Source organism: Paenibacillus sp. D9, from assembly GCF_001188365.1.
Taxonomy (GTDB): Bacteria; Bacillota; Bacilli; order Paenibacillales; family Paenibacillaceae; genus Paenibacillus_O; species Paenibacillus_O humicus.
This window is the reverse complement of the sequence record NZ_JZEJ01000001.1, coordinates 63331-83830: the sequence shown is the minus strand read 5'-3', so window position 1 is coordinate 83830 and position 20500 is coordinate 63331. Positions and strand designations below refer to the sequence as shown.

The following is a 20500-nucleotide window of genomic DNA, read 5'->3' as shown; positions in this document are numbered from 1 at the left end:
TTCTTCCGTCAAACAGCCGTGTAGCCGCCGTCGACGAGCAGGCTTGCTCCCGTGACGAAGGAAGCGTCGTCGCTGGCGAGAAACAGGACGGCAGCGGCGACTTCCTCCGGCTTGCCGAGCCTTCCCATCGGGTGCAGGCCGACGAGATGATCGGTGACCGCCTCGCTGCGGCCTCCGATCAGCGGAGTGTCGATATATCCCGGGCAGACCGCGTTCACGCGGATGCCTTTGCCGGCGTAGTCGGCGGCCATCGACTGGGTTAGCAGCTTGACGCCGCCTTTGGCTGCGGCATAAGCGGTCACTCCCGCTTTGCCGACATGGCTGTGGATGGAGCCGCAGTTGACGATGGCGCCGCCTCCGCCCTGCTTCAGCATTTGCTGCAGAGCGTATTTGCCGCATAGAAAGACGCCCGACAGGTTGATGTCGATCGTTTTTTGCCAGGCGTCGGAAGCCAGCTTGTCCGCAGGCGCGTCATGGGCGATGCCGGCGTTGGCGAACAAGATGTCGAGGCGGCCGAACTTGGCGACCGTCTGCTCCACCATCGCCTGCACCTGATCTTCCCTGGTCACGTCGGTGCGGACGAACAGTCCCGCTTCGAGGCTGTCCGCCACGGCTTGTCCGTGTTCCGAGAAATCCGCGATGACCACCGAGGCACCTTCCGCGGCGAATCTGCGCGCGGTCGCTTCTCCGATTCCGCTCGCCCCGCCCGTTACGACAACGACCTTATCCTTGAATCTCATGCTGTCTTCCTCCTCGTATGCTGGTCTTTTCTGTCTTGCCTCTCCTGTCCTGTCATTACCCTTTGCCGCCCTTATTAATTCAGTACTAAAGGATATTTCCGAACCGGCTTCCTAGTTTGGTTTATCCTGCCAGATCTCATGCAAAAAAAGGACGGCATCCCGCAGGCTGCCGCCCCTTTTTCGTCTTTTCCGCTCTCCCTCCGCATCATCCGATTGCAACCTCCTACCCCTTCGTCCCGCCCTGCAGCCCGAACCCTTTGGACATGAAGCGCTGGGACAGCACGTACAGCACGATGGACGGCATGGCGTACATGACCGAGAAGGCGGCCAGCTTGCCGTAATCCGCCATTCCATACTGGCCGAAAAACTGGTACAGCTTGAGCGAGGCCGGGAAGTTGCCCGGCGACTGCAGCAGGATGTAAGGCACGAAGAAATTTCCCCAGCTGCCGGAGAAGGTGAAGATCGCGACGGTGCAAATGCCCGGCACCATGAGCGGAGCCACGACCTTGCGGATTCCGGCGAATACGGACGCGCCGTCTACCCAAGCCGCCTCTTCGAGATCGGCCGGAACGGCATCGAGGAAGTTCTTGAGCATCCAGATTCCGTAGGGCATCGAAGAGGCGACGTAGAACAGGACGACGCCGAATACGTTGTCGTAGAGCTTGAGGCTCAGGAACAACTGATACACGGGCACCATGACCGCCGTAATCGGCAGCGAGGTCATGAACAGCACCGTCAGCATGAACGGCTTCTTGTATTTGAGCTGATACCGGGAGAGCGGATACGCCGCCAGCAAAGCCAGCAGCACGACGAGCACGGCCTGGCCGAGCGACATCAGCAGTCCGATCGCGAACGCGCGCTGGTTGCCGCTGTCCGACAGCACGGACGCGTAATTCCCTCCGGTCAGGCGGCTTGGCATCTTCAGCGTCTGCATCGCATTGGGGTCCACGGACGCGACCAGCACCCACAAAAGGGGCAGAACAAAGCAAAGGCCGATGGCGGCCAGGATGGCATAGGGAACCATCCGGACCGCATGCTTGCGTTTCATCCTCTTCATAGGGCGGATTCTCCTTAAGACTTCATCGAACGGATGTAGAACAGGCTCAGCACGATTCCGATCAGCAGGAGCAGCAGCGAGATGGCGGTTCCGTATCCGAGCTGATAATTGACGAAGGCCTGATTGTACATGAAGATCGGCAGCGTCGTCGTCGCCGTGCCGGGCCCGCCTCCTGTCATCGCGTAGATGAGGCCGAACACTCCCAGCGTCTGCAGCGTCACGAGCATCATATTGGTCGTGATGGAATCCTTGATGTACGGAATCGTAATCCGGATCAGAATCTGCCATCTCGAAGCGCCGTCCACGACGGCAGCCTCCTCGATCTCGCTCGGCACATCGTCCAGCGCTGCCTGGAACACAAGCATGGAGAAGGCGGTGCCATGCCAGATGTTCGCCAGAATGACCGTGAACATGGGCATCGTGTACAGCCAGGCGATTCCTTTCGCTCCGACAAATCCGAGGATGGCGTTGAGCGTGCCTTCGTCTCCGAAAAAGCTGTACAGGCATAACGCGCATACGATCTCCGGCGTCACCCATCCCGCCAGCACGACCGTGCCGATGATGCGACGGAACGTCTTGTTCTTGCGCTTCATGAGCAGCGCGATCAGAAAGCCCAGCACCTGCTGGCCGATGACCGCCGATCCCAACAGGAAGACGATCGTGTTCCAGATGCCCGTCCGCACCGTCGGATCCTTGAACATATGCGTGTAATTGTCGATGCCGATGAACTTCAATTCCTTCGCGGATTCCCCGGTCAGCGCCAGATTCGTGAAGGAGTAGAAGAAGGTCAGCAGAATCGGATAGACGAAGAAGAGCAGCATGATGGCGACGGACGGAAGCAAAAAGTAGATCCACGTCCGGTTCTTGCGCGTCCTGCCCGGCACGGCGGCCGCTATGGAGCTCATGGTCGTTCCCTCCTATCGGATATTCCGCTGCGCGGACGTCCCGCCGCCGGCTTCGCCCGGATGCCGATGCCCCGGACCTTCTTGCGATCCGAGGCCGCGGCAGGCATGTTATTTCTCCATCGTATGGTCGGCTCCCACGATTCTCGATACGTCCTGCGCGTACTTGCTGGCCGCATCCGCCGGCGATGTGCCGGTCGCGACCGATTCCACCATCGCCTGGATCTGGGTGGACACCTCCGGATATTTATCCTGCGCAGGGCGGAACTCCGCATTTTTCAGGTAATCGGTAGCGATTTCGTTGAACGGCATCTTCGTGTAGGCCGGGTCCTTGGACACGTCGGCGCGAACCGTAATATTGCCGGAGGCGATGACCAGCTTGGCGGTGTTCTCCTTGTTCAGAGCGTACTGGATGAATGCCCATGCCGCGTCCTTATGCTTGGCGTTGCTCGGGATCGAGAGCGCCCAGCCGCCGGCCAGCGTGATGGAGCCCGGCGCCTGCCCCTTGCTCGTCGGCATCGGGGCGAAGCCGAGCACATCCTTGTATTCCGGCCACGGGGCGGCTCCGCCGTCGAGGTAATTGCCCGGTATCCACGAGCCGTCGAGCGAGATGGCGAGCTTGCCCTTCGGCAAGTACTCCCGCGACGCCGTATTGCCCGCTTGCCCATTCAGCACCTTGGAGAGCGGGGGACCCAGCTTTTCCTTGTTGACCGTTTCGATGAAGGACAGGGCATCGGTGATTCCCTGGCTCTTTGTGACCCATTTGCCGCTGGCGTCGTCGTAGAGCCTCTCCCCGGTTCCATAGAGCAGCATCTCGTACGTCTGCATTGAGGTCGCCTCGCCCGTCGCCTTGCCCATGTTCATCCAGATCGGCACGACATCCGGCACCTTGGCCTTGATCGCTCTGGCGGCGTCCAGCACCTCATCCCAGGTTTTCGGCTTCCAGTCCTCCGGCAATCCCGCTTTCTTGAACAGATCCTTGTTGTACCAGAGTCCCCTGGAATCCGTGTTGTAGGGAACTCCGTACACCTTGCCGTCGCTGGCCGTCACGCCCTTTTTCATCGCCTCGATGAAGGAGCCGTTGCTCCAGTCCTTCCAGCCCTTCAGCCTCTCGTCCAGCGGCTCCAGGTAACCCGCCGCGGCGTCGGAGTTGAGGATGAACGTATCCTCGGTCACGATGTCGGGAGCGGTGTCCTTGGACTTCAGAGCGAGCGCGATTTTGGCGAAATAATCGCCCTCCGACGCCTGGATCGGAGTCGGCTTGATCTCGATGCTTTTGTCCGGGAACGTGGAGGCGACCTCCTTGATCCACTTGTACAGAACGCCCTTCTCTCCGATTCCGTCATCCCTGTACGTAATGGTTACCGTCGTCTTGCCGGAGCTGGTCTTGCCGCCGTCTCCGGACTGGCTGCTGCAGCCTATCGCCATCACCGTGCACATGACGACTGCGCCCGCAGCCATCAGCCTCCGATTGCCTGGCCTCATGGAATCCCCTCCCGATATCCGCTTCACGATGCAAACGCTTACGAAATGCCAATACCAACATACGGCCGGACTTGGCCCTTTAGTACGTTCAGGCCCATGTTGTCGCGATTTCGCACCTCCGGCCGCCCGGGATGTCGCGAACCAGCAGCCCAAGATCATAAGATCCGACATAACCGGGATGGATTCTGACCTTGCAACCGTTCCCAGATGAAGTAAATTAAGGGTAAAGGAATGGAACCTTGGGAGGTGAACGATCCATGCCCGCAGATTCCCCGCTTATTCTCCAGGCTTCCGGCATCACGCGCACCTTCGGCCGGGGCAAGAGCTCCGTCACCGTGCTGAAGGGAATCGATCTCTCCCTTCCGGCAGGCAGGCTGATTGCCCTCAAGGGAAGATCGGGATCCGGCAAAACAACTCTGATCAACCTGCTCGGCGCTCTCGATACGCCGACCGAAGGCAGCATCGAGCTAGGCGGCCGCGATCTCACGAAGCTGACCGGGCGCCAGCGGGATGAGCTCCGGCGCACCGAAATCGGCCTCATCTTCCAGTCGTTCGCTCTCGTGCCGCTCATGACCGCCTACGAGAACGTCGAATTCATGCTTCGGGTGGCGGGAGTGCCCGCCAAGGAACGCCAGGCTGCCGCAATCGCAGCCCTACAGCAGGTCGGACTCGCGGAACGCATGCATCACCGGCCGTTCGAGCTGTCCGGAGGCGAGCAGCAGCGCACCGCCATCGCCAGGGCGATCGCCCGCAAGCCGAGGCTCGTCCTTGCCGACGAACCGACGGCCGAGCTCGACAGCCGGACCGGCCTGACGATCATGAAAGCCTTTCGCGAGCTTGTCCAGCAAGGCCTGACCGTCGTACTCGCCACCCACGACCCCGCCGTCATGGAGATTGTCGATCTCGTATTCGAATTGGAGGATGGCCACATTGCCGAAGTCCGTTAATAGATCCGCTGCAGCCGCGCTTCTCGTCCTGTCCCTGGCCGTATCCGGCTGTTCCCTTCTTCCGCGCGAGGAAGCGGAGCTGAAGCCGCCCCTCGTCAAGCCCGCGACGGAAAACTACCGGACGGCCGAAGTTGCCGAAGGAACGGTCCGGAAAGAAGTCGGCGGCACCGGAGCTTTTGAATCCCTGCGCACCGACCGCGCCCAATTATCGGGTCAGGCAGGCAGGCTGGAGAAGATCGAAGTCCAGGCCGGCGACAGCGTCCAGGCCGGAGACGTGCTGGCCCGGCTGCTTGTGGACGGGCTGGACCTGCAGGTGAAGGAACAGGAGCTGGCTGCGGAGCGCGCTGCTTATGCCTTGAAGCAGTTGCCCTCATCCGACAAGGAAGGGCGCCGGCTGGCGGGCCTGCAGCTGGATATCGAGCAGCTCAAATACGAGAGGCTGAAGGAGCAGCTGGACCATACCGTCATCCGCGCCAAGCTCAGCGGCGTCGTCACGTTCGCGGACTCGCTTCAGGAAGGAGATCTCGTCGCGCCCTACCAGACGCTCGCCGTCGTCTCGGATCCATCCAAGCTGCGGCTGGCGATGGGAATCGATTCCGGAGCGGATCTCGGCGGCGTCAAGCTCGGCTCGCCGGCCGAAGTGAAGATCGAGGACAAGACCTATGCGGCCAAAGTGGTGCAGACGCCGGATTCGGCTCCGCAGACGCCGAACAAGGCGCTGGCGGACAAATACGCCTCCACCCTGTACCTGAGCGTCCAGGGACTGCCGGAGAGTGCAGGGATCGGCACGCAGGCAAGCGTCCTCATCATCACCGAGCAGCGCAGCCATACGCTCGTCATTCCGAAGAGCGGCCTGCGGACGTACCAGGGACGGACGTTCGTCCGGCTGCTGGAGGACGGCAAGCGGCTGCGGGAAGCCGATGTCGAGGCCGGCATCTCCAGCTCCACCGAGGTGGAGATTTTGAAAGGCTTGAAGGAGGGACAGGTCATTGTCCTCCAATAGCCGCTCTCTTATCCCGTTCTTAGAGGAGGCCCGGCCATGGCCCTGCTGACGATGATTCTCCGCAAGATGGCGAACAACAAATGGCTGGCCGCCAGCCTGCTTCTCGGCATGGCGCTGACGACCGGCCTCGTCAGCACCATGCCCGTCTACTCCGACGCCATCCTCTCCCGTATGCTCGTGAAGGATCTTGAAAGGCAGCAGCTGGATTCGGGGGTGCACTCCGGCACTTATTTCTCCAAAATCACCTTGATGGACATGAAGCCGGATAAGAAGCTTCAGGCCGTCTCCAGTCTCGACCGGTTCATGAAGGACGAGGCTATCCCCGGCTTCGGACTGCCGCTCAAGCAGGCTGCGGCCGAGCTGCAGACCGAGCAGCTGGTGCTGGAGGTGGAAGGCTCCGCCGCCGATCCCAAGCAGCTCAAGCCTACCGGAGCCGTCCGCTCCGTCAGCGGCATCCAGAATCATATCCGTCTGATCGACGGCCGGCTGCCGTCGCCGCGGCCGGATGCCGACGGCGCTTATGAAGTCATGGTCAACCAGCGGACGCTGCGGGAGCTCGACTTCGTGCTGGGACGGATCGTCAAGCTCGACGACGACAGCCTCGACCTGCATCTGCGCTTGAAGCCCGTCGGCATTTTCGGCGCCAAGCAGGAAGGCGATCTCTTCTTCCGCGACCCGTCGCTGGATGATTACAACCGCGTCTTCGTCATGGATGAAGGCTTGTTCGCCCAGGAGATGCTGACAGCCCGCAAGGCCCCCCTATTTTCCGCCAGCTGGTATTTCGTGCTGGACTATACGAAGATGACGCTGCGCGATATACAGCCTTTCCAGAACACCGATCACGCTATCCGAAGCGCGGCAGCGAAGCTCGTTCCGGTCAGCCAAACCAAGTTCGACGTCCCGGCCGCCGCGGCGATCGGCGGCTACGAGGAACGGTCGCAGCGCCTCGCCACGCTGATGTGGTCCCTCAATATCCCGGTGCTGATCATGCTCGCTTTCTATATGTACATGGTTTCCGATCTCATCGCCGGCAGACAGAAGAACGAGATCGCCGTCCTTCGCAGCCGCGGCGCATCGAGGCTGCAGATCATCTCTGCGTTCGCCGCCGAAGGGCTCCTGATATCCGGAGCGGCCTTCGCGGCTGGACCGTACCTCGCATCCGGATTGACGGAGCTGCTCGGCGCATCGAGCGGCTTCCTGCAATTCGTCCAGCGCTCCAGCCTTCCCGTCCATGTCGGCGCCGAGGCGTTCGCTTACTCGGGAGCGGCGGCCGCCATCGCCTTCGCCATGACGCTGCTGCCCGTCATCACCGCCACACGCGTCACGATCGTCGGCCACAAGCAGTCACTGGCAAGAGCCGGCCAGACGCCTTTATGGCGCAAAGCTTTCGTGGACATCATCCTGCTCGGCATCTCCTTCTACGGTCTCTATACGTTCCGGGAACGGCTGAACAGCCTGAAGACGCTCGGCCTCGGCTCGGATGACCTGCGGATCGATCCGCTTCAGTTCGTCATGCCCGCGCTGTTCATGATCGGAGCCGGCCTGCTGCTGCTGCGCCTCTACCCGCTGCTGCTCGCCGCCGTCTACAGGCTTGGACGCCGCTGGTGGCCGCCGGCCTGGTACGCTTCCCTGATCCAGGTGAGCCGCTCTCTCGTCCAGTATCAATTCCTTATGCTCTTCCTCATCCTGACGATCGCCTCCGGCGTGTTCAGCGCGGGGGCAGCCAGGACGATCAACAACAACCGCGAGGAACAGATCCGGTACCGCAACGGAGCGGATTTCGTCCTCTCCGGCCCGTGGCAGACCGATGTGCCGGCGGACGCTTCGGCTTATTCGCCTGGCGGCGGAGAAGCCAAGGCGGCCGGGACCGACGCCCCTGTCGTTCATTATACGGAGCCTCCCTTCGACGCCTACCCGGCTCTGCCCGGAGTCGAACACGCGGCGAAAGTGTTCATCAAGAAGGAGGCCGCCTTCACCGCAGGCGGAAGCGGCGGCACCGCCGAGCTCATGGGCATCGATACGGACGATTTCGGAGAGACGGCCTGGTTCGGCGACTACATCCTCCGTTATCCGCTGGCCGATTATCTCAATCTGATCGCCCCGGATCCGCGCGCGGTTCTGATCTCCCAGACGCTGGCCGAAGACAAGAAGGTGAAGCCCGGCGACACGATCTGGGCCGGCTGGGACAAGATCGATCCGCAGCCGTTCGTCGTATACGGCATCCTGCCTTTCTTTCCATCCTTCAATCCGAATCCGGGAGCGGCGGACGGCCTGCAGGCTTCTCAAGGCTCCGCCTCCGGCAGCGCGCCGATGCTCATCGTCGGCCATCTGTCGCGCATTCAGTTCCAGCTCGCGCTAGAGCCCTATCAGGTTTGGCTGAAGATGAAGCCCGGCGCCTCCACGGCGCGGCTCTACGAGGGCATTTCCCATGCCGGCCTGAACTTGACCAGCATCGCGAATACGAGAGATGAGCTCGCGCGAGCCAAAAACGATCCGTTTTTCATGGCGCTCAACGGCATCCTGACGCTGGGCTTCCTGATCTCGATTCTCGTCGCCTTCTCCGGGTTCATGCTGTACTGGATACTGACCTTGAAAGGGCGTACGCTTCAAAACGGCATTTTGCGGGCCGTCGGCCTGTCGCTGCGGCAGCTGATCGGCATGCTCGCCCTGGAGCAGCTTCTCACATCGGGGACGGCCGTCCTGATCGGCATGGCCGCAGGCTATTCGGCGAGCCGCCTGTTCGTCCCCAATTTTCAGCTTGCATTCGATCCGGCAGCTCTCGTCCCACCATTCCGGGTCGTCCTTGCCGCCGGCGATTTCGCCAAGCTGTACGGGATGGTCGGCATGACGCTGCTGATCGGCTTGACCGTGCTCGGGATCATGCTGTCCAGAAGCCGGATCCATCAAGCGCTCAAGCTCGGGGAGGATTGATGGAATGATTCAATGCGAAGGGCTCGTCAAAATCTATAAGGCTGCCGAGCTGAAGGTATTCGCCCTGCAGGGACTCGATCTCGAGGTCGAGTCCGGCGAGCTGATGGCCATCATCGGCAACAGCGGCAGCGGAAAGTCGACGCTTCTCAATATGCTGGGAGGACTTGACCGTCCCTCAGCCGGCAAGCTGGTCGTGAACGGGCGCGACATGCTCAAGATGAGCGAGCGGGATCTCGTCGAGTACAAGCGCAGCAGTGTCGGCTTCGTCTGGCAGAACAACGCGCGCAACCTCATTCCTTACCTGACCGCTCAGGAAAATGTCGAGCTGCCTCTCCTGCTCGGCGGGAAGCCGCGCCGTGATCGAGCGCAGGAGCTGCTGGAGGCGGTCGGCCTCGGCCATCGCCGCGGCAGCAGACTGCACCAGCTGTCCGGCGGCGAGCAGCAGCGGGTCGCCATCGCGATCGCGCTGGCAGGCGGACCGAGGCTGCTGCTCGCGGATGAGCCGACGGGGTCGCTCGACTCCCGGATGTCGGACCAGATTCTCGATCTGTTCCGCGACCTGAACCGGACGACGGGAATCACGATCGTCATCGTCACCCACGATCCGCTGCTCGCCCGGAAGGTGGAGCGGGTCGTCGCCATCCGCGACGGCAAGACCTCCTCCGAAATGATCCGCCGCAAGTCCTATGCCCAGGAGCTGCTGGAGCTTGAGCAAGGCATCGCTTCCGGCGCGCAGGACGAAGCGGATTCGCATGTCGAATACGCCGTCCTCGACAAAGCCGGACGGCTGCAGGTTCCGGCGTCCTACCTGGAGTCCATCGGCGCCAAGGACCGCAACAAGGTCAAGCTGGAGCTGGCGGATGGAGCGATCCGGCTGACGGCTCCGGATGAAAGGAAGTAGCCTTCGGATAAAGCGGCATTCACCGAACGGCTTTCCTGCATCTTCATCATCATGGCATGTCAGACCTCCGCGGCTGCGTATCGCAAAGCTGGGGAAAGAAGCGGAAACCAAAAAGGGCTCCTCCGGATGGAGGAGCCCTTGATGAGTACATCTGTCGATGATTGGCAAGCAGACACTTGTGGATGAAAGCTATAAAACATTTTTTGTCGGATTATTCGCAGTACCCAAAACGGTTGAAAGCTGTTTATCAACTCTCCAGATTTTGCTGAAAGCCCGTTGAGCGAGAGGTTATCAGCTTCTCAACGGACTTTCCGGGGGTCCCTCCAACGGTATCCTCTTCCTTTTCGATTCACTGACGCTCCTTCACCAGTCCCAGCAGCGTGAACTGCAGCGCCGCCATGCCGAACAGCACCGCCGCCATGAACGACGGCTGCATGTCGGCCGCCCACAGGAGCAGCAGCGCGATCGATGCGACACGGCCGGCGTTGAGGAACAGCTCCCTCATGATGACGGACTCCACGCGCAGCTGCCCCTTGAGCGGCAGCTGGCCGATCAGCCGGTAATAATACGAGGTCAGCGTGTTGACCGCGAGCGGGTTGAACACCGAGAACAGAATCATGAAGGCGGCGACGGACCACAGCTTCACGTCCAGCAGCAGGAGCGCCGACCCGAGCGTAACTCCGATCGAGGAGATCAGCAGGTAGATGCGCACATGCTCCTGCTGGGCGGAGCGGGAAATGACATACCCGGTAGCGACCGTCAAGGCGGAGAACAGCACGCCGAGATAGCCGACCCAGTCCTCGCGGCCGACGGTGCGGAACAGCAGAATATTGGGAAGGAACAGCATGATGCCCTGGAACAGGCCGAAGACGAAGAAGCTGTACAACGCCCTGCGCCACCGTCTGTGCTTGGACATCAGCAAGCCCATCAGGTTCAGATAATAGGTTCGGTGGCGCACGGTCTGCATCGGGATCCGAAAGCTGATCGCGGCCGCGGCTGCGAACATGACAAAGGCCAAGGAGAAAATAAAGATATACCCTTGCAGCCCTTCGCTGCTGCGGATAATCAGCCCGGCCAGCGCCGGACCGGCAAGGCCGGCGGAATTGAAGGCGATCATGTTGATCGCCAGATAGCGGATCCGGTTCGTCTCCGTGGACACGTCGTATTGAAGCACGAGGTAGCCGACCCAATAGAAGCCGGACGATATTCCGTTCAACAGCGCGAACAGGACATAATATTCCGCCACCCGCTCCTGAGCGATGACGACGAGCAGGTAGAAGACGGCGATCATGACGATGCCAAGCCTGTAGGCCGCCATCCGGTCCTTGCGCTTGGCGAGCCAGCCGCCCGCGGCGAACGCCGCCGGAGTCATGGCAAAGCAGATGATGTTGTACAGCCCGTTGATCGCGAGGTCCTCGGTCAGCCTCCACAAGTACAGGTTAAGAAACAAGCCCGACATCGATGCCCCGAACTGGAAGCAGCTATGGATGATCAGCGAGGTGACCGCATCCCGGCTCAGCTTCCTTTCCGGCGGAACGGCCGTCCCCCGTCCTATCTTCCCTTTTGCCCATTGAAGCACTGAATCCATTCCCCTCTGCGGCTGGCCATGTTGGAATGAACTCTATTATACGTCAATTCTCAGGAAATGGAATGCAAGACGGCGCCAAGTTGAAATGGCGTCGGCCGGGATGCTGGAAGGGAGGAATGGTTTGATTCGAACCGAACAAAACCCAGGCGGGCTCCGAAGGACCGGTCTGGGTCTATCCCCTATCTATGCCGTTGGATCAGCGGTCTGCCCTGTCGCGGTCAAGACTCATTCAGCTGCTCCAGCACCTTGCGCAGCCAGCGGATGTCGTTGCGGATGGACTCATCGGCATGGTCGATGATCAGCCGAACGGCGGTCCGCTTCGCATCGGGTATGCTCCCGAGCTCGGGATCGGACTCCTCGATCTGGCGGATGCGGCTCTCGAGCCTGGCGACCGCCTCCCGGATCAGATAGGACAGCTTCTGCTTGTCCACTTTGTCCAGGAACATGAGGGAGGAATACAGCGAGGCTGCCGAGGTGAATTTCTGGAAGGCGGCATAGATTTCCTCCTCCAGCGCCCTCCGGCCTTTTTCAGTAATGCCGTAGGTCGTTTTTTCCGGGCGGTTGTCGGTTTGGACGACCTCTATTTTACGGATCAGCCCTTTTTTGGCCAGCACCTCGAATTGATAATAGAGCGTTCCGTCGTTGATCGTCACATTGCCGTCCAGCGGCTTCATAACCTGCTTCTTGATATCGTACGGATGTCGATCCCCTTCGCTGAGCGTTCCGAGGATGAAGATTTGAAGCGACATCGGCAAGCCTCCTTAACGTCGATCATGAACCGAATAGAGGCCGACCGGGCGGATGGCCCGTCAGCCCCTTTGATATTCAGTTTACATGAAAACCGGCTGTCCTGCAGTCTCGGCATTGTCCAGAGGTTTCCTGACCGCCTTGAACTGATGGATGACGCTGTTGACGATCAGAGCGCCAAGCCCGACAAGGCCGAGGCCAAGCAGATATTCGGCCGTCCGGCCGCCGCCGAACAGGACGTTGTAGTCCAGATGGACCGTATAGTACATCGGTGAAATGTAGCTGAACCACTCGAAGTAAGCCGGCATCATCTCGCGCGGCACGACGGCTCCGTTCGCGATCGTCTGCGTCAGCAGTATCGGCAGGTTCACGATCATGCCGGCCTGGCCGAGCAGGAGGCAGAACAGGCTCGTGAACGTAATGGCGACGAACATTTCCAGCGCGTGGACCATCCACATCTGCAGGAAGGCTTCGGCCCCGTAGCCATGGACGGAGAAGTAGACCGCAAGCCCGACCAGCGGAGCGATCAGCGAGAGCAGCGCGTTCACTCCCTGCAAAGCTCCGAACGCGCGCCATTTGCCCATGCGTCCCTTGAGCTGATTGAGCGTTCCGATGCTCATCATGGAGTAGATCATCGCTCCGACGTACGATGCCATCGTCAGGAACATCGGCGCCATCTGATTATGCGTGCCCGCAGGCTGCGGGTTGGTGGACACGATATTCGTCTCGACCTTGCCCATGATGCTTTCCACGGTCTGCTTCGACTGGTCGGCAGGCATCTTCATGCCCTGCAGCAGCCCTTCGAAGCTCTGGGACTGAATCTGAGCGATGATGCTGGACGAAACCTGGTTCGCCACACTGTGCATGCTGCTCGTGACCGTAGCGGGATTGGATTCATTGATGAAAAAGTCCAGCTTGGCCTGCTCCCCTTGCGCAGACAGCTTGCCTGTAAAATCAGCCGGAATATGCATGATGAACGGAATCTCCCTGTCCTCAAGCTGCTGCTTGGCCTGATCGAGGCTGGCATCCGTCACGACATGGAAGGGAAGCTGCTCCTTCAGCTGCTCGACGAACTTGGCTCCGGACTGCGGATCCTCGTTGACGATGGCCACCGTCAAATCCGGAAGATTTTTAGGAACCGCGCTGTATCCCGACATGAAGATGCCGATCATGATGATCTGGTAAAAAACGATCATGAATACGCCGCTCATAATCATCTTGTTTTTCAGAAATGCTTTCATGCTTCCACTCCATCTCTTTACTTTATATTGAGTACTCTATTTAGAGTAATCTAACTAAAGTGATGAAGTCAATGCAAGACGGCATGCGTTTCTTTTCGATGGCAGGCAATCCGTGTCGATATCATGAACGCCCGCGCAGGCATTGCCGCCCCGGAGAGGAGGAAAAGACGCAGCCGGACGGCTGCGCCTTCATTATAGGAATGGCTTACTCTCCGGCCAGCTCCAGCCAACGGTCCATCATACCGGCCAGCTGCCGCTCGTCCATCTCCCGCTCCTTCCATCGCTGCTCCAGCGCCTCCGGGCTGCCGCTCACGGCAAGCTGCTCAAGCTCGGAGCCGGCTGCCGCGACCCTCGCTTCCAGAAGAGCAATCTCCTTTTCGAGCCGCTCCTTTTGCTTTTCGAGCTTCGCCTTTTGCTTTTCCTGGTACTCCTTTTGCTTTTCATGATGCGCCGGCTGCTTCCGGTTCGCCTTGCTGCCGCTCTCGGCTTCCTTCCTCTCGCTGGAGAAGGCGGCCTCAAGCGGAGGAGCCGCAGCGTTTTGGCTCCAGACACGCTCCGAATTGCGCTCTCCTGTGAACCGGCTTTCCGCTGCCGGCCGCTTGGCCTGCTCCGCCTTATAGGCGTCATAGTTTCCGTTCCAGGAAGCAATGCGGCCTCCGGTGAGCTCCCAGACGCGCCCGGCAATGCGGTTGATGAAATACCGGTCATGGGACACGGCCAGAATCGTGCCCGGGAATTCCTCGAGCGCCTCCTCCAAAGCTTCTCTCGAGGCGGTGTCGAGATGGTTCGTCGGCTCGTCGAGCAGCAGCAGATTGGGCCGCTTCCTCACCAGCAGGGCGAGCCGCAGCCGGGACCATTCTCCGCCGGACAGAGCCTTGAGCGGACGAAACACGGCGGATCCGTAAAACTGGTACCGCGCCAGCAGATGGCGCGCCTCGCCTTCTTCCATGCCCGCTTCCGTCCGGAAGTAGTCCAGCACGGACTTTTCCGGCTCGGCGGCAGGCTCCTGCTGGGCCAGATAGCCGATCTCCAGCCGGGTTCCGAGCTTCAGCTCGCCTTCATCCGCGGATTCCCGGCCTAGGAGCATCTCCAGCAGCGTCGTTTTGCCGCTGCCGTTGTCCCCGATCAGGACCGCCTTTTCCCCATAAAGATCGTCGGATCGTACAGATCGATTTTGTCCTTGAAGGCGACGGAAATCTTGAGCAGGATCGGATAAAGAATGATGAACGAAATGCCGACGACAAGCGCGTACCTGAAAACCGCGTATAAGATGTCGGCTGCCTTGCCGCCTGCTTTCTTGAGCCGGATAGAGCGCTCCTCGCCTGACCGCAGCTTGCCGATGCCGGAAGGAATCGAACGGGACGGATCGACTGCCATGCCCCTGCACCCCCTATGAGTTCATTAATTGTAGTGAATGCGGCGCGACAGCACCCAGCCGATGACGATCAGCAGGATGCCCACGACGAGCGTGTACAGCCAGGCCATCGCCGAGCTGAGGCCGAAGTTCTGCGTCTTGAATGCAGTCTCGTAGATGATTTTGGTCACGGGGCTGCCGGCAAAGGAATCAATGATCGTATAGATCACGTTCGTCAGAATCAGCGGGTTGACCATCGGGAACGTAATCTTCCAGAAGGACTCGTAGGCGGTGGCTCCTTCGATCCTGGCTACCTCATACATGGAGCCCGGCACCGACTGCAGCGCGGCGAGGAAGATCAGAATCTGCACGCCGGAGCTGCTGATGATATCATAGATCCGCAAAATCGCTTCCACGATATAATCCGTGAATGCGGCCGGAATGCCGACATCCGAAAGCATGCGCACCATGGACAAAATATTGTAGGATACCCCCGCTCCGCTCGAGGCCTCGATGGCGTTCGCGTCTCCCATCAGGTTGATGAGTCCGGCGGACTCCGCCGCGGCTACCGCGCTTGATGCCAGGATGACAGGCAAGAAGAAGACCGACCGGGCAAGAGCCCGTCCGCGGAACTTCTGGTTCAGCAGCGTCGCCGTGAACAGGCTGAAGAACAGGATCATCGGCACGTTGAGAGCCATCTGGGCGATGGAATCCACCAGCACCCGGTTGAAGCTCGCGTGGACGAACAGCGACTCCTTGAAGTTCGCCCAGCCGACCGGTTCAAGTCCATAGCCGCCCGGCGCGATGCTCAGCTTGCTGAAGCTGAAGCGCAAGGACTGGATCAACGGCGCCGCGAACAGAAGCAGGAAGCCGATCAGCCAAGGCGAGATGAAGGCAAGACCAAGCAGCGTCCGGCGCGTGCGGAAAGACATTCCGACCGTCTTCATGTCGCCGTCCCTCCCGTCGCGTAGCTTTCCGGCTCTATCGACACGCCGTTCACCTCGGCGGATTGCTTCGTGTAATTGACGGCAACCCAAGCCCCGTTCTCATAGCTGACCAGAACGAGCCCTTCCTGGATGATTTCATGACTGCTCATTCTCACTCCTCGGAGAGGACCTAGAACTTTGTCCGCCTCCCTGTACAGTTCCGCCGCATCAGCCAGCCAAGCCTCGTATCCGGTAGAGTAAAGCTGCTCGAAGTCGGTCGACTTGAGCTCCGAGGAGGGCAGCCAGCTCCATTCGAAGCGCGGAGCCGCTCCGAGCTCGAGGCTTTTCAGGAGCTGCAGCCGCAGATCGGAGTCGCCGGAGCGGTTCATCGGCTCGCCCGCGTAATCGGCGTAGCCGTGAAGCACCATTTGATAGAAGGGGATGGCTTCATCCGTCAGCGTAAAGCCGCTGGAGCCGGACGGAATGCCGATCAGCCGGCTGCTGAATGGAAGCGCGTATGCATTCGGAGACTGGATCAGCAGCTGCGGATAGGCCATTTTCAGCTTGCCGAGCTGCTCCTTGGCGATGGCTTTGGCCGTCTCGCGGAACACGGGCCGGCTGTCCCTGTAGTCTGCTGCCAGCTCGCCGCCAAGATCGCGCAGCGACAGCGATCCGAGCCCTAGCTTGCCGTAATCGGAGCTGAACTCGCCGACATAATAAGGAAGCTTGGCCGGGGACAGCAGGTAATAGGCCGGCTTCATGCTGTCCATGCGGCTCAGCGCCGGATTGTACGGATTCAGCTTCGCCTGCTCCTTGGTGACGAATCTGGCCGCATCGGAGGTCGGGGTGAAGCCCCGGTCATTGTTGTAAATCGTCTGGAAAGCGACATCAGGGAACAGCATGCCTCCGCCGTCATCGAGCTGTGCCGCCAGCGACTTCAACCCGGCAGCGCTGCCCGCCTCGGAGTCGATCTTGACCGAAGAAGGCGAATGATGGCTGATGCCGCCGCCGAACCAGCCGAGGTAGCGCATCTGCACGGCCTGGACGCCGTTGTCCCGCAGCAAGCTGCCGATCTTGCCGGCTTGCTTGAAGGTCGTGAGCGCCACCGTCTCGCGGTAAGGGACGCCGGCCAGCGACGCCCGCTTGTCTACCGTTCCGATCACGTCCAGGAAAAATGGAAGAGGCCCGTCGGCATCCAGCCGCCTCAGCGCGCCCCGCTCCTCCAGCTGCCGCCGGTATAGACGGGCCATGCCGGAATAGCTGGCTTCCGCTCCGCCGAGGAAGCTGTAGCGGATCTCGACGTCTCCCCGGTACCGCTCCTCGGTGAGCAGCTGTATCTCCTGCATCTTCTGGCCGGTGTACATCTCCAGCTCATCCTCGCCGCGAATCGCGAAGCTGCCGTACACATGGTTGTAGCTGCTCTGCTTGCCGCCGATGTCGGCGGCGATGCTTGCAATCGCATCGCCCTTCTCGATGACGGCGAACCAGCCCCCGTCTCCGCTCTTCATGCCGAAAACAGGCAGCTTGGCATCCTCGCTCACCTGCCCGCGGGTCCGGCTGTTGTCGTTGCGGTCGGAGCCGTATACCCGCTGGACATACTGCTCCTGGGTTATTTTTCCATTGTTCAGGTTGATCAGGCTGCCCGAGCCGTCGGGAACGAGCATGTATCCTTCCGCCTTGCCGTCCGCCGCCCCGAAGTAGGACAGCAGATCGAGGCTGCGGAGCCGGAAAGGTCCGCTTTCCTGCAGCTGGCCGAGCGGCACGGTGACGAGCAGGCTGCCGCGGTCGAGCCGGTATTCCACCGGAATCGTGAAGCTCGGCTTGTCGCTGCCCCCCGCCTCCCCGATTCCGTTCTCGGCATTATCCGCCGCGAGATCGTCGGCGGTATACCCCGCCTTCTCGAAGGCATCGACCATTTTGTCGAGGACGAGCTTCTTGGAAATCTGGCCGTCAAGCCGCTCCAGCACGTCCGGGTTCGACTTGGAAGCATAATAGCGCGCCGATACGTACTTGGCGAGCGCAGGCTCCAGCCTGGAGACGACCTTCTCCTCCAGCCGCTTCTTGGAGATGAGCCTGGGGAGAGCGTTGATGCCGAGAGAAGTGTCTCCGATCGTATACTCGATGCGGATGCCGCCTTCGATTGAAGCCGCCTTGAACTGGCCGCCGCTGATGCTGCGGGCAAAGTTGGTATAGATCTGGTTCGTGCCGACCGAATCGCGGAACTGGACGCTCAGCTGCGAGGCGAGCGATTCCTTCTCGTAGCCGGAGGCCAGGCCGTCCTGCTCGCGCTGCGGCGGGTTGCTGTACCAGAGCCGGCCGCTGCCGTCCCGGACGGCGATTTCTGTCGTCTTCTCGTTGTAGTACAAGGACATGCCGCCGTCCTTGGCGACCAGACCCATTCCTTCCACAGTATCCGCATCCCCGTCCAGATACGCCAGCGTGCCCGCCTCGGCCGTCGCAGAGGCGGCTGCACGGGACGGCTCCGCATAAGCGGACAAGTCCGCAGCCGGGACTCCCCGGCTGCCGAGCAGCAGCGCCGCCAGGGCGATGGCTGCAACGCCTGTGCAGGCAAGCGCCGTGCAGGTTTTTTGCCGTTTGTTCACGGCTGCCGCCTCCTTTACGTGCGATAGATAAGCTCACGGTACATATTGACGAAAAAGTCGGCCAGTTGCTGCAGCATGCTGAGTACGAGCGCGCCGAGAAAGACGATGATTCCCATGACGACGACCGACAGGGCCATGGTCGCGACGGTTTTGACGACCGAGTACTGATGGACCGTCATATTTCCGATGAACAGCAGCAGCAGGAACCAGGCGACGGCAATGGAGTTGAAGAGGTAATAAAAGGACGTCTCTTCCTGAACCATGAACCGGCTTGCGGCAATCATGGGCAGGTAGATGAGGAAGATCGGAACGAGCGAGTAGCCGCTCGCCAGGATGATCTCCTTGAACTTGCCCTCCCCTTCCATCAGCGTCGTGACGGCCCAGTTGGCGACGCACCAGAGGAAGAAAGGAGCGACGACGGCAAGGATGTCCATCAGGCTGTTCATATACCTCGGATCGAAATTGTTGACCAGAAAACCAGCGTACTGCTTCTGCAGCACCATCGCCAGCGCCGTCAGCGCCAGCGCCGAGAAAGCGACGCCAAGCCGTCCCCTGTTGTCGGCTTTGAGATCCCAGAAGGCGTCGAACGGATGGAAGATCAGATGCAGCGGGAATTTAATGTAGGTTTGCTTCACGATCCCGTCCTCTCCTTCCTCTCCAGGTTGCCGCGAGCTTCAGCGCTGCCAGCAGCGCCGCGGCGGATGCGGCTGCCGTAAGCACGGTGCCGAAATGCTCCTTCATCATTTCCCTTCGGTAGCGCTTGTACGCCACCGAATAGCTCTTTTTGTCCGAGCCCAGCTTGAAATAGTCCAGAGCCGCCTTGTTGTTCTTTTCCATCAGATAAGCCTTGCCGATCCCGATGTAGGCGAGGTCGAAGTTCGAGTTGAGCTGCAGCACCTTGCGCCACAAGCCCAGCGCCTCGGCATCCTCCCCCCGGTAATGGAGCGCCGCGGCTTCGTTGATCGCCGCCCCGTAGAAAGTCGGCTTGTAGACGACCAGACTCGCTCTGCCCCGGTCGAGCACGAGGCGGTCGCCTCCCAGCTTCTCGACCGCCACCGGCGTCTTCAGCGTGCCGAGCTGATTCCCCTTGCCGCCGAACACGTACAGCAGATGGCCTTCGTCGTCATAGGTGAACACCCGGTTCTGGGTCGCATCCAGCGCGCTGTACATGCCGTCGCCGATGAATTTGATGTCGATCATTTTGGAAGGTCCGACGGAGGTCCGATAGATCAGGTCGCCTCTTACGTCGTTGTAGCCGAAGCGCTTCAGCACATCCTCGCCGGACGGATTCAGCCGCTTGATCGGAACCGTAGAGTTCGGATCGATATTGGTGGCATACAGGAAGCCCTTGTAATCGGCATCCGCATTCGAGAACTCGGTCGGCACGAACAGCACGCCCTGAGCCCGCTGGGCATCCGTGGAGAACAGCCGCCAGATGTACTCGCGGTAATCCCGCCTGACCTTGTTCGTACCGATATAGCCGATGAAGCGGCCCTGCTCGTCGAACTGCATCAAGCCCTCGAATACGCCTTGGGCGACCGTATAGATGCGGCCCGCGCGGTCGGCCGTCACCTTGAGCGGGAGAAACTGGAAGCCCGAGGCCAGAATATCCGACTGCGGGTTGTCGACGATCCGCTGCAATTGCCCCTCTGCGTTCAGGACGACGATCCGCTTGCCTGCCGTATCCGCGACATAGACGAGTCCTTCCCCGTCGACGTATATTCCGGACGGCCCCTGAAAGCCGTCCTTTGTCCCGTTGTTGTCGAAGCTCTCCAGCACACGCCTGAGCCGGTACTCCCTATCCAGCACGACGATGCGCTTGTTGCCGCTGTCAAGGATGTATACCTCTCCGGCCGGAGAGACGGCGACATCGGACGGCTCGGCGAAGCTGCCGATGCCCAGATCGCAGCCCGTGACGGCCTTGTCCGGCAAGTACGCATCCGGCGCTGGCACCGCATCGCCCCAATAGTTGTACAGATAGCTCTCATACGGGGCGCCTGCGGCGGCGGGCAGCGCTCCGCCCAGCAGCAGCGCGGCGCCAAGGAGCAGAAGCAAGCTTTTTTTGACGGCCATGT

16 protein-coding genes and 1 pseudogene are annotated in these 20500 nt (G+C 60.5%); 4 read left to right on the top strand and 13 right to left on the bottom strand.

Going from position 1 to position 20500, the window contains the following annotated elements; translation table 11 throughout:
• Positions 1-8: 8 nt before the first annotated feature.
• The 4 genes from VE23_RS00370 to VE23_RS00355 all read right to left on the bottom strand — a co-directional run bounded on the left by VE23_RS00370 (position 9) and on the right by VE23_RS00355 (position 4160).
• Positions 9-740 carry an SDR family NAD(P)-dependent oxidoreductase gene (locus tag VE23_RS00370; protein WP_048748166.1) on the bottom strand — a complete coding sequence of 244 codons (732 nt, stop codon included), beginning with the start codon at positions 738-740 and terminating at the stop codon, positions 9-11.
• Between the two features lie 223 nt (positions 741-963).
• On the bottom strand, positions 964-1788 hold the full coding sequence (locus VE23_RS00365; protein ID WP_373864518.1) for a carbohydrate ABC transporter permease: 825 nt from the start codon (positions 1786-1788) through the stop codon (positions 964-966).
• 23 nt (positions 1789-1811) lie between these two features.
• Positions 1812-2702 carry a carbohydrate ABC transporter permease gene (locus tag VE23_RS00360; RefSeq protein ID WP_021879304.1) on the bottom strand — a complete coding sequence of 297 codons (891 nt, stop codon included), beginning with the start codon at positions 2700-2702 and terminating at the stop codon, positions 1812-1814.
• Positions 2703-2810: 108 nt separating this feature from the next.
• Positions 2811-4160, bottom strand: coding sequence for an ABC transporter substrate-binding protein (locus VE23_RS00355; protein WP_373864519.1), 1350 nt, complete (start codon positions 4158-4160; stop codon positions 2811-2813).
• A 281-nt stretch (positions 4161-4441) separates the two neighbouring features.
• Between VE23_RS00355 and VE23_RS00350 the strand changes: the two genes are divergently transcribed.
• Genes VE23_RS00350 through VE23_RS00335 form a run of 4 tightly spaced genes read left to right on the top strand, consistent with a single transcriptional unit; the run spans position 4442 to position 9966 of the window.
• A complete protein-coding gene (locus VE23_RS00350; protein ID WP_049867045.1) occupies positions 4442-5131 on the top strand; it encodes an ABC transporter ATP-binding protein in 690 nt (229 codons plus the stop codon).
• A complete protein-coding gene (locus VE23_RS00345; RefSeq protein WP_048748169.1) occupies positions 5115-6134 on the top strand; it encodes an efflux RND transporter periplasmic adaptor subunit in 1020 nt (339 codons plus the stop codon). Before VE23_RS00350 ends, VE23_RS00345 begins: the two co-directional genes overlap by 17 nt.
• 36 nt (positions 6135-6170) lie before the next feature.
• Complete coding sequence (locus tag VE23_RS00340) at positions 6171-9065, top strand: ABC transporter permease (protein ID WP_049867044.1); 2895 nt, start codon at positions 6171-6173, stop codon at positions 9063-9065.
• Positions 9066-9069: 4 nt separating this feature from the next.
• Positions 9070-9966, top strand: a complete 897-nt coding sequence (locus tag VE23_RS00335) for an ABC transporter ATP-binding protein (protein ID WP_049867043.1) — start codon at positions 9070-9072, stop codon at positions 9964-9966.
• Positions 9967-10315: 349 nt separating this feature from the next.
• Here VE23_RS00335 and VE23_RS00330 read toward each other — a convergent pair whose 3' ends face one another.
• The 9 genes and pseudogenes from VE23_RS00330 to VE23_RS00290 form a co-directional block, all read right to left on the bottom strand.
• Positions 10316-11554 carry an MFS transporter gene (locus VE23_RS00330; RefSeq protein WP_049867042.1) on the bottom strand — a complete coding sequence of 413 codons (1239 nt, stop codon included), beginning with the start codon at positions 11552-11554 and terminating at the stop codon, positions 10316-10318.
• 218 nt (positions 11555-11772) lie between these two features.
• Positions 11773-12303 (bottom strand): PadR family transcriptional regulator, encoded by a 531-nt coding sequence (locus tag VE23_RS00325; protein ID WP_049867041.1) that lies wholly within the window; start codon positions 12301-12303, stop codon positions 11773-11775.
• An 81-nt stretch (positions 12304-12384) separates the two neighbouring features.
• Positions 12385-13542, bottom strand: coding sequence for a YhgE/Pip domain-containing protein (locus VE23_RS00320; RefSeq protein WP_021881267.1), 1158 nt, complete (start codon positions 13540-13542; stop codon positions 12385-12387).
• Positions 13543-13747: 205 nt separating this feature from the next.
• Positions 13748-14689: pseudogene (locus VE23_RS00315) on the bottom strand (ATP-binding cassette domain-containing protein); the annotation flags it as partial.
• The gene (locus tag VE23_RS27185) at positions 14668-14919 is read right to left on the bottom strand and encodes a hypothetical protein (RefSeq protein ID WP_049867039.1); all 252 of its coding nucleotides are present in this window, start codon (positions 14917-14919) and stop codon (positions 14668-14670) included. The gene VE23_RS27185 and the pseudogene VE23_RS00315, both read right to left, overlap by 22 nt.
• A gap of 24 nt (positions 14920-14943) precedes the next feature.
• A complete protein-coding gene (locus VE23_RS00305; protein ID WP_049867038.1) occupies positions 14944-15843 on the bottom strand; it encodes a carbohydrate ABC transporter permease in 900 nt (299 codons plus the stop codon).
• Positions 15840-18425 (bottom strand): DUF5696 domain-containing protein, encoded by a 2586-nt coding sequence (locus VE23_RS00300; protein WP_049867037.1) that lies wholly within the window; start codon positions 18423-18425, stop codon positions 15840-15842. Before VE23_RS00300 ends, VE23_RS00305 begins: the two co-directional genes overlap by 4 nt.
• A gap of 14 nt (positions 18426-18439) precedes the next feature.
• Positions 18440-19060: a Yip1 family protein gene (locus VE23_RS00295; RefSeq protein WP_048745451.1), complete on the bottom strand. Its 621-nt coding sequence runs from the start codon at positions 19058-19060 to the stop codon at positions 18440-18442.
• Entirely contained in the window at positions 19041-20498 is a 1458-nt protein-coding gene (locus VE23_RS00290) for a gluconolactonase (protein ID WP_049867036.1), read from the bottom strand. The genes VE23_RS00295 and VE23_RS00290 overlap by 20 nt, the downstream gene beginning before the upstream one ends.
• Positions 20499-20500: the final 2 nt, after the last annotated feature.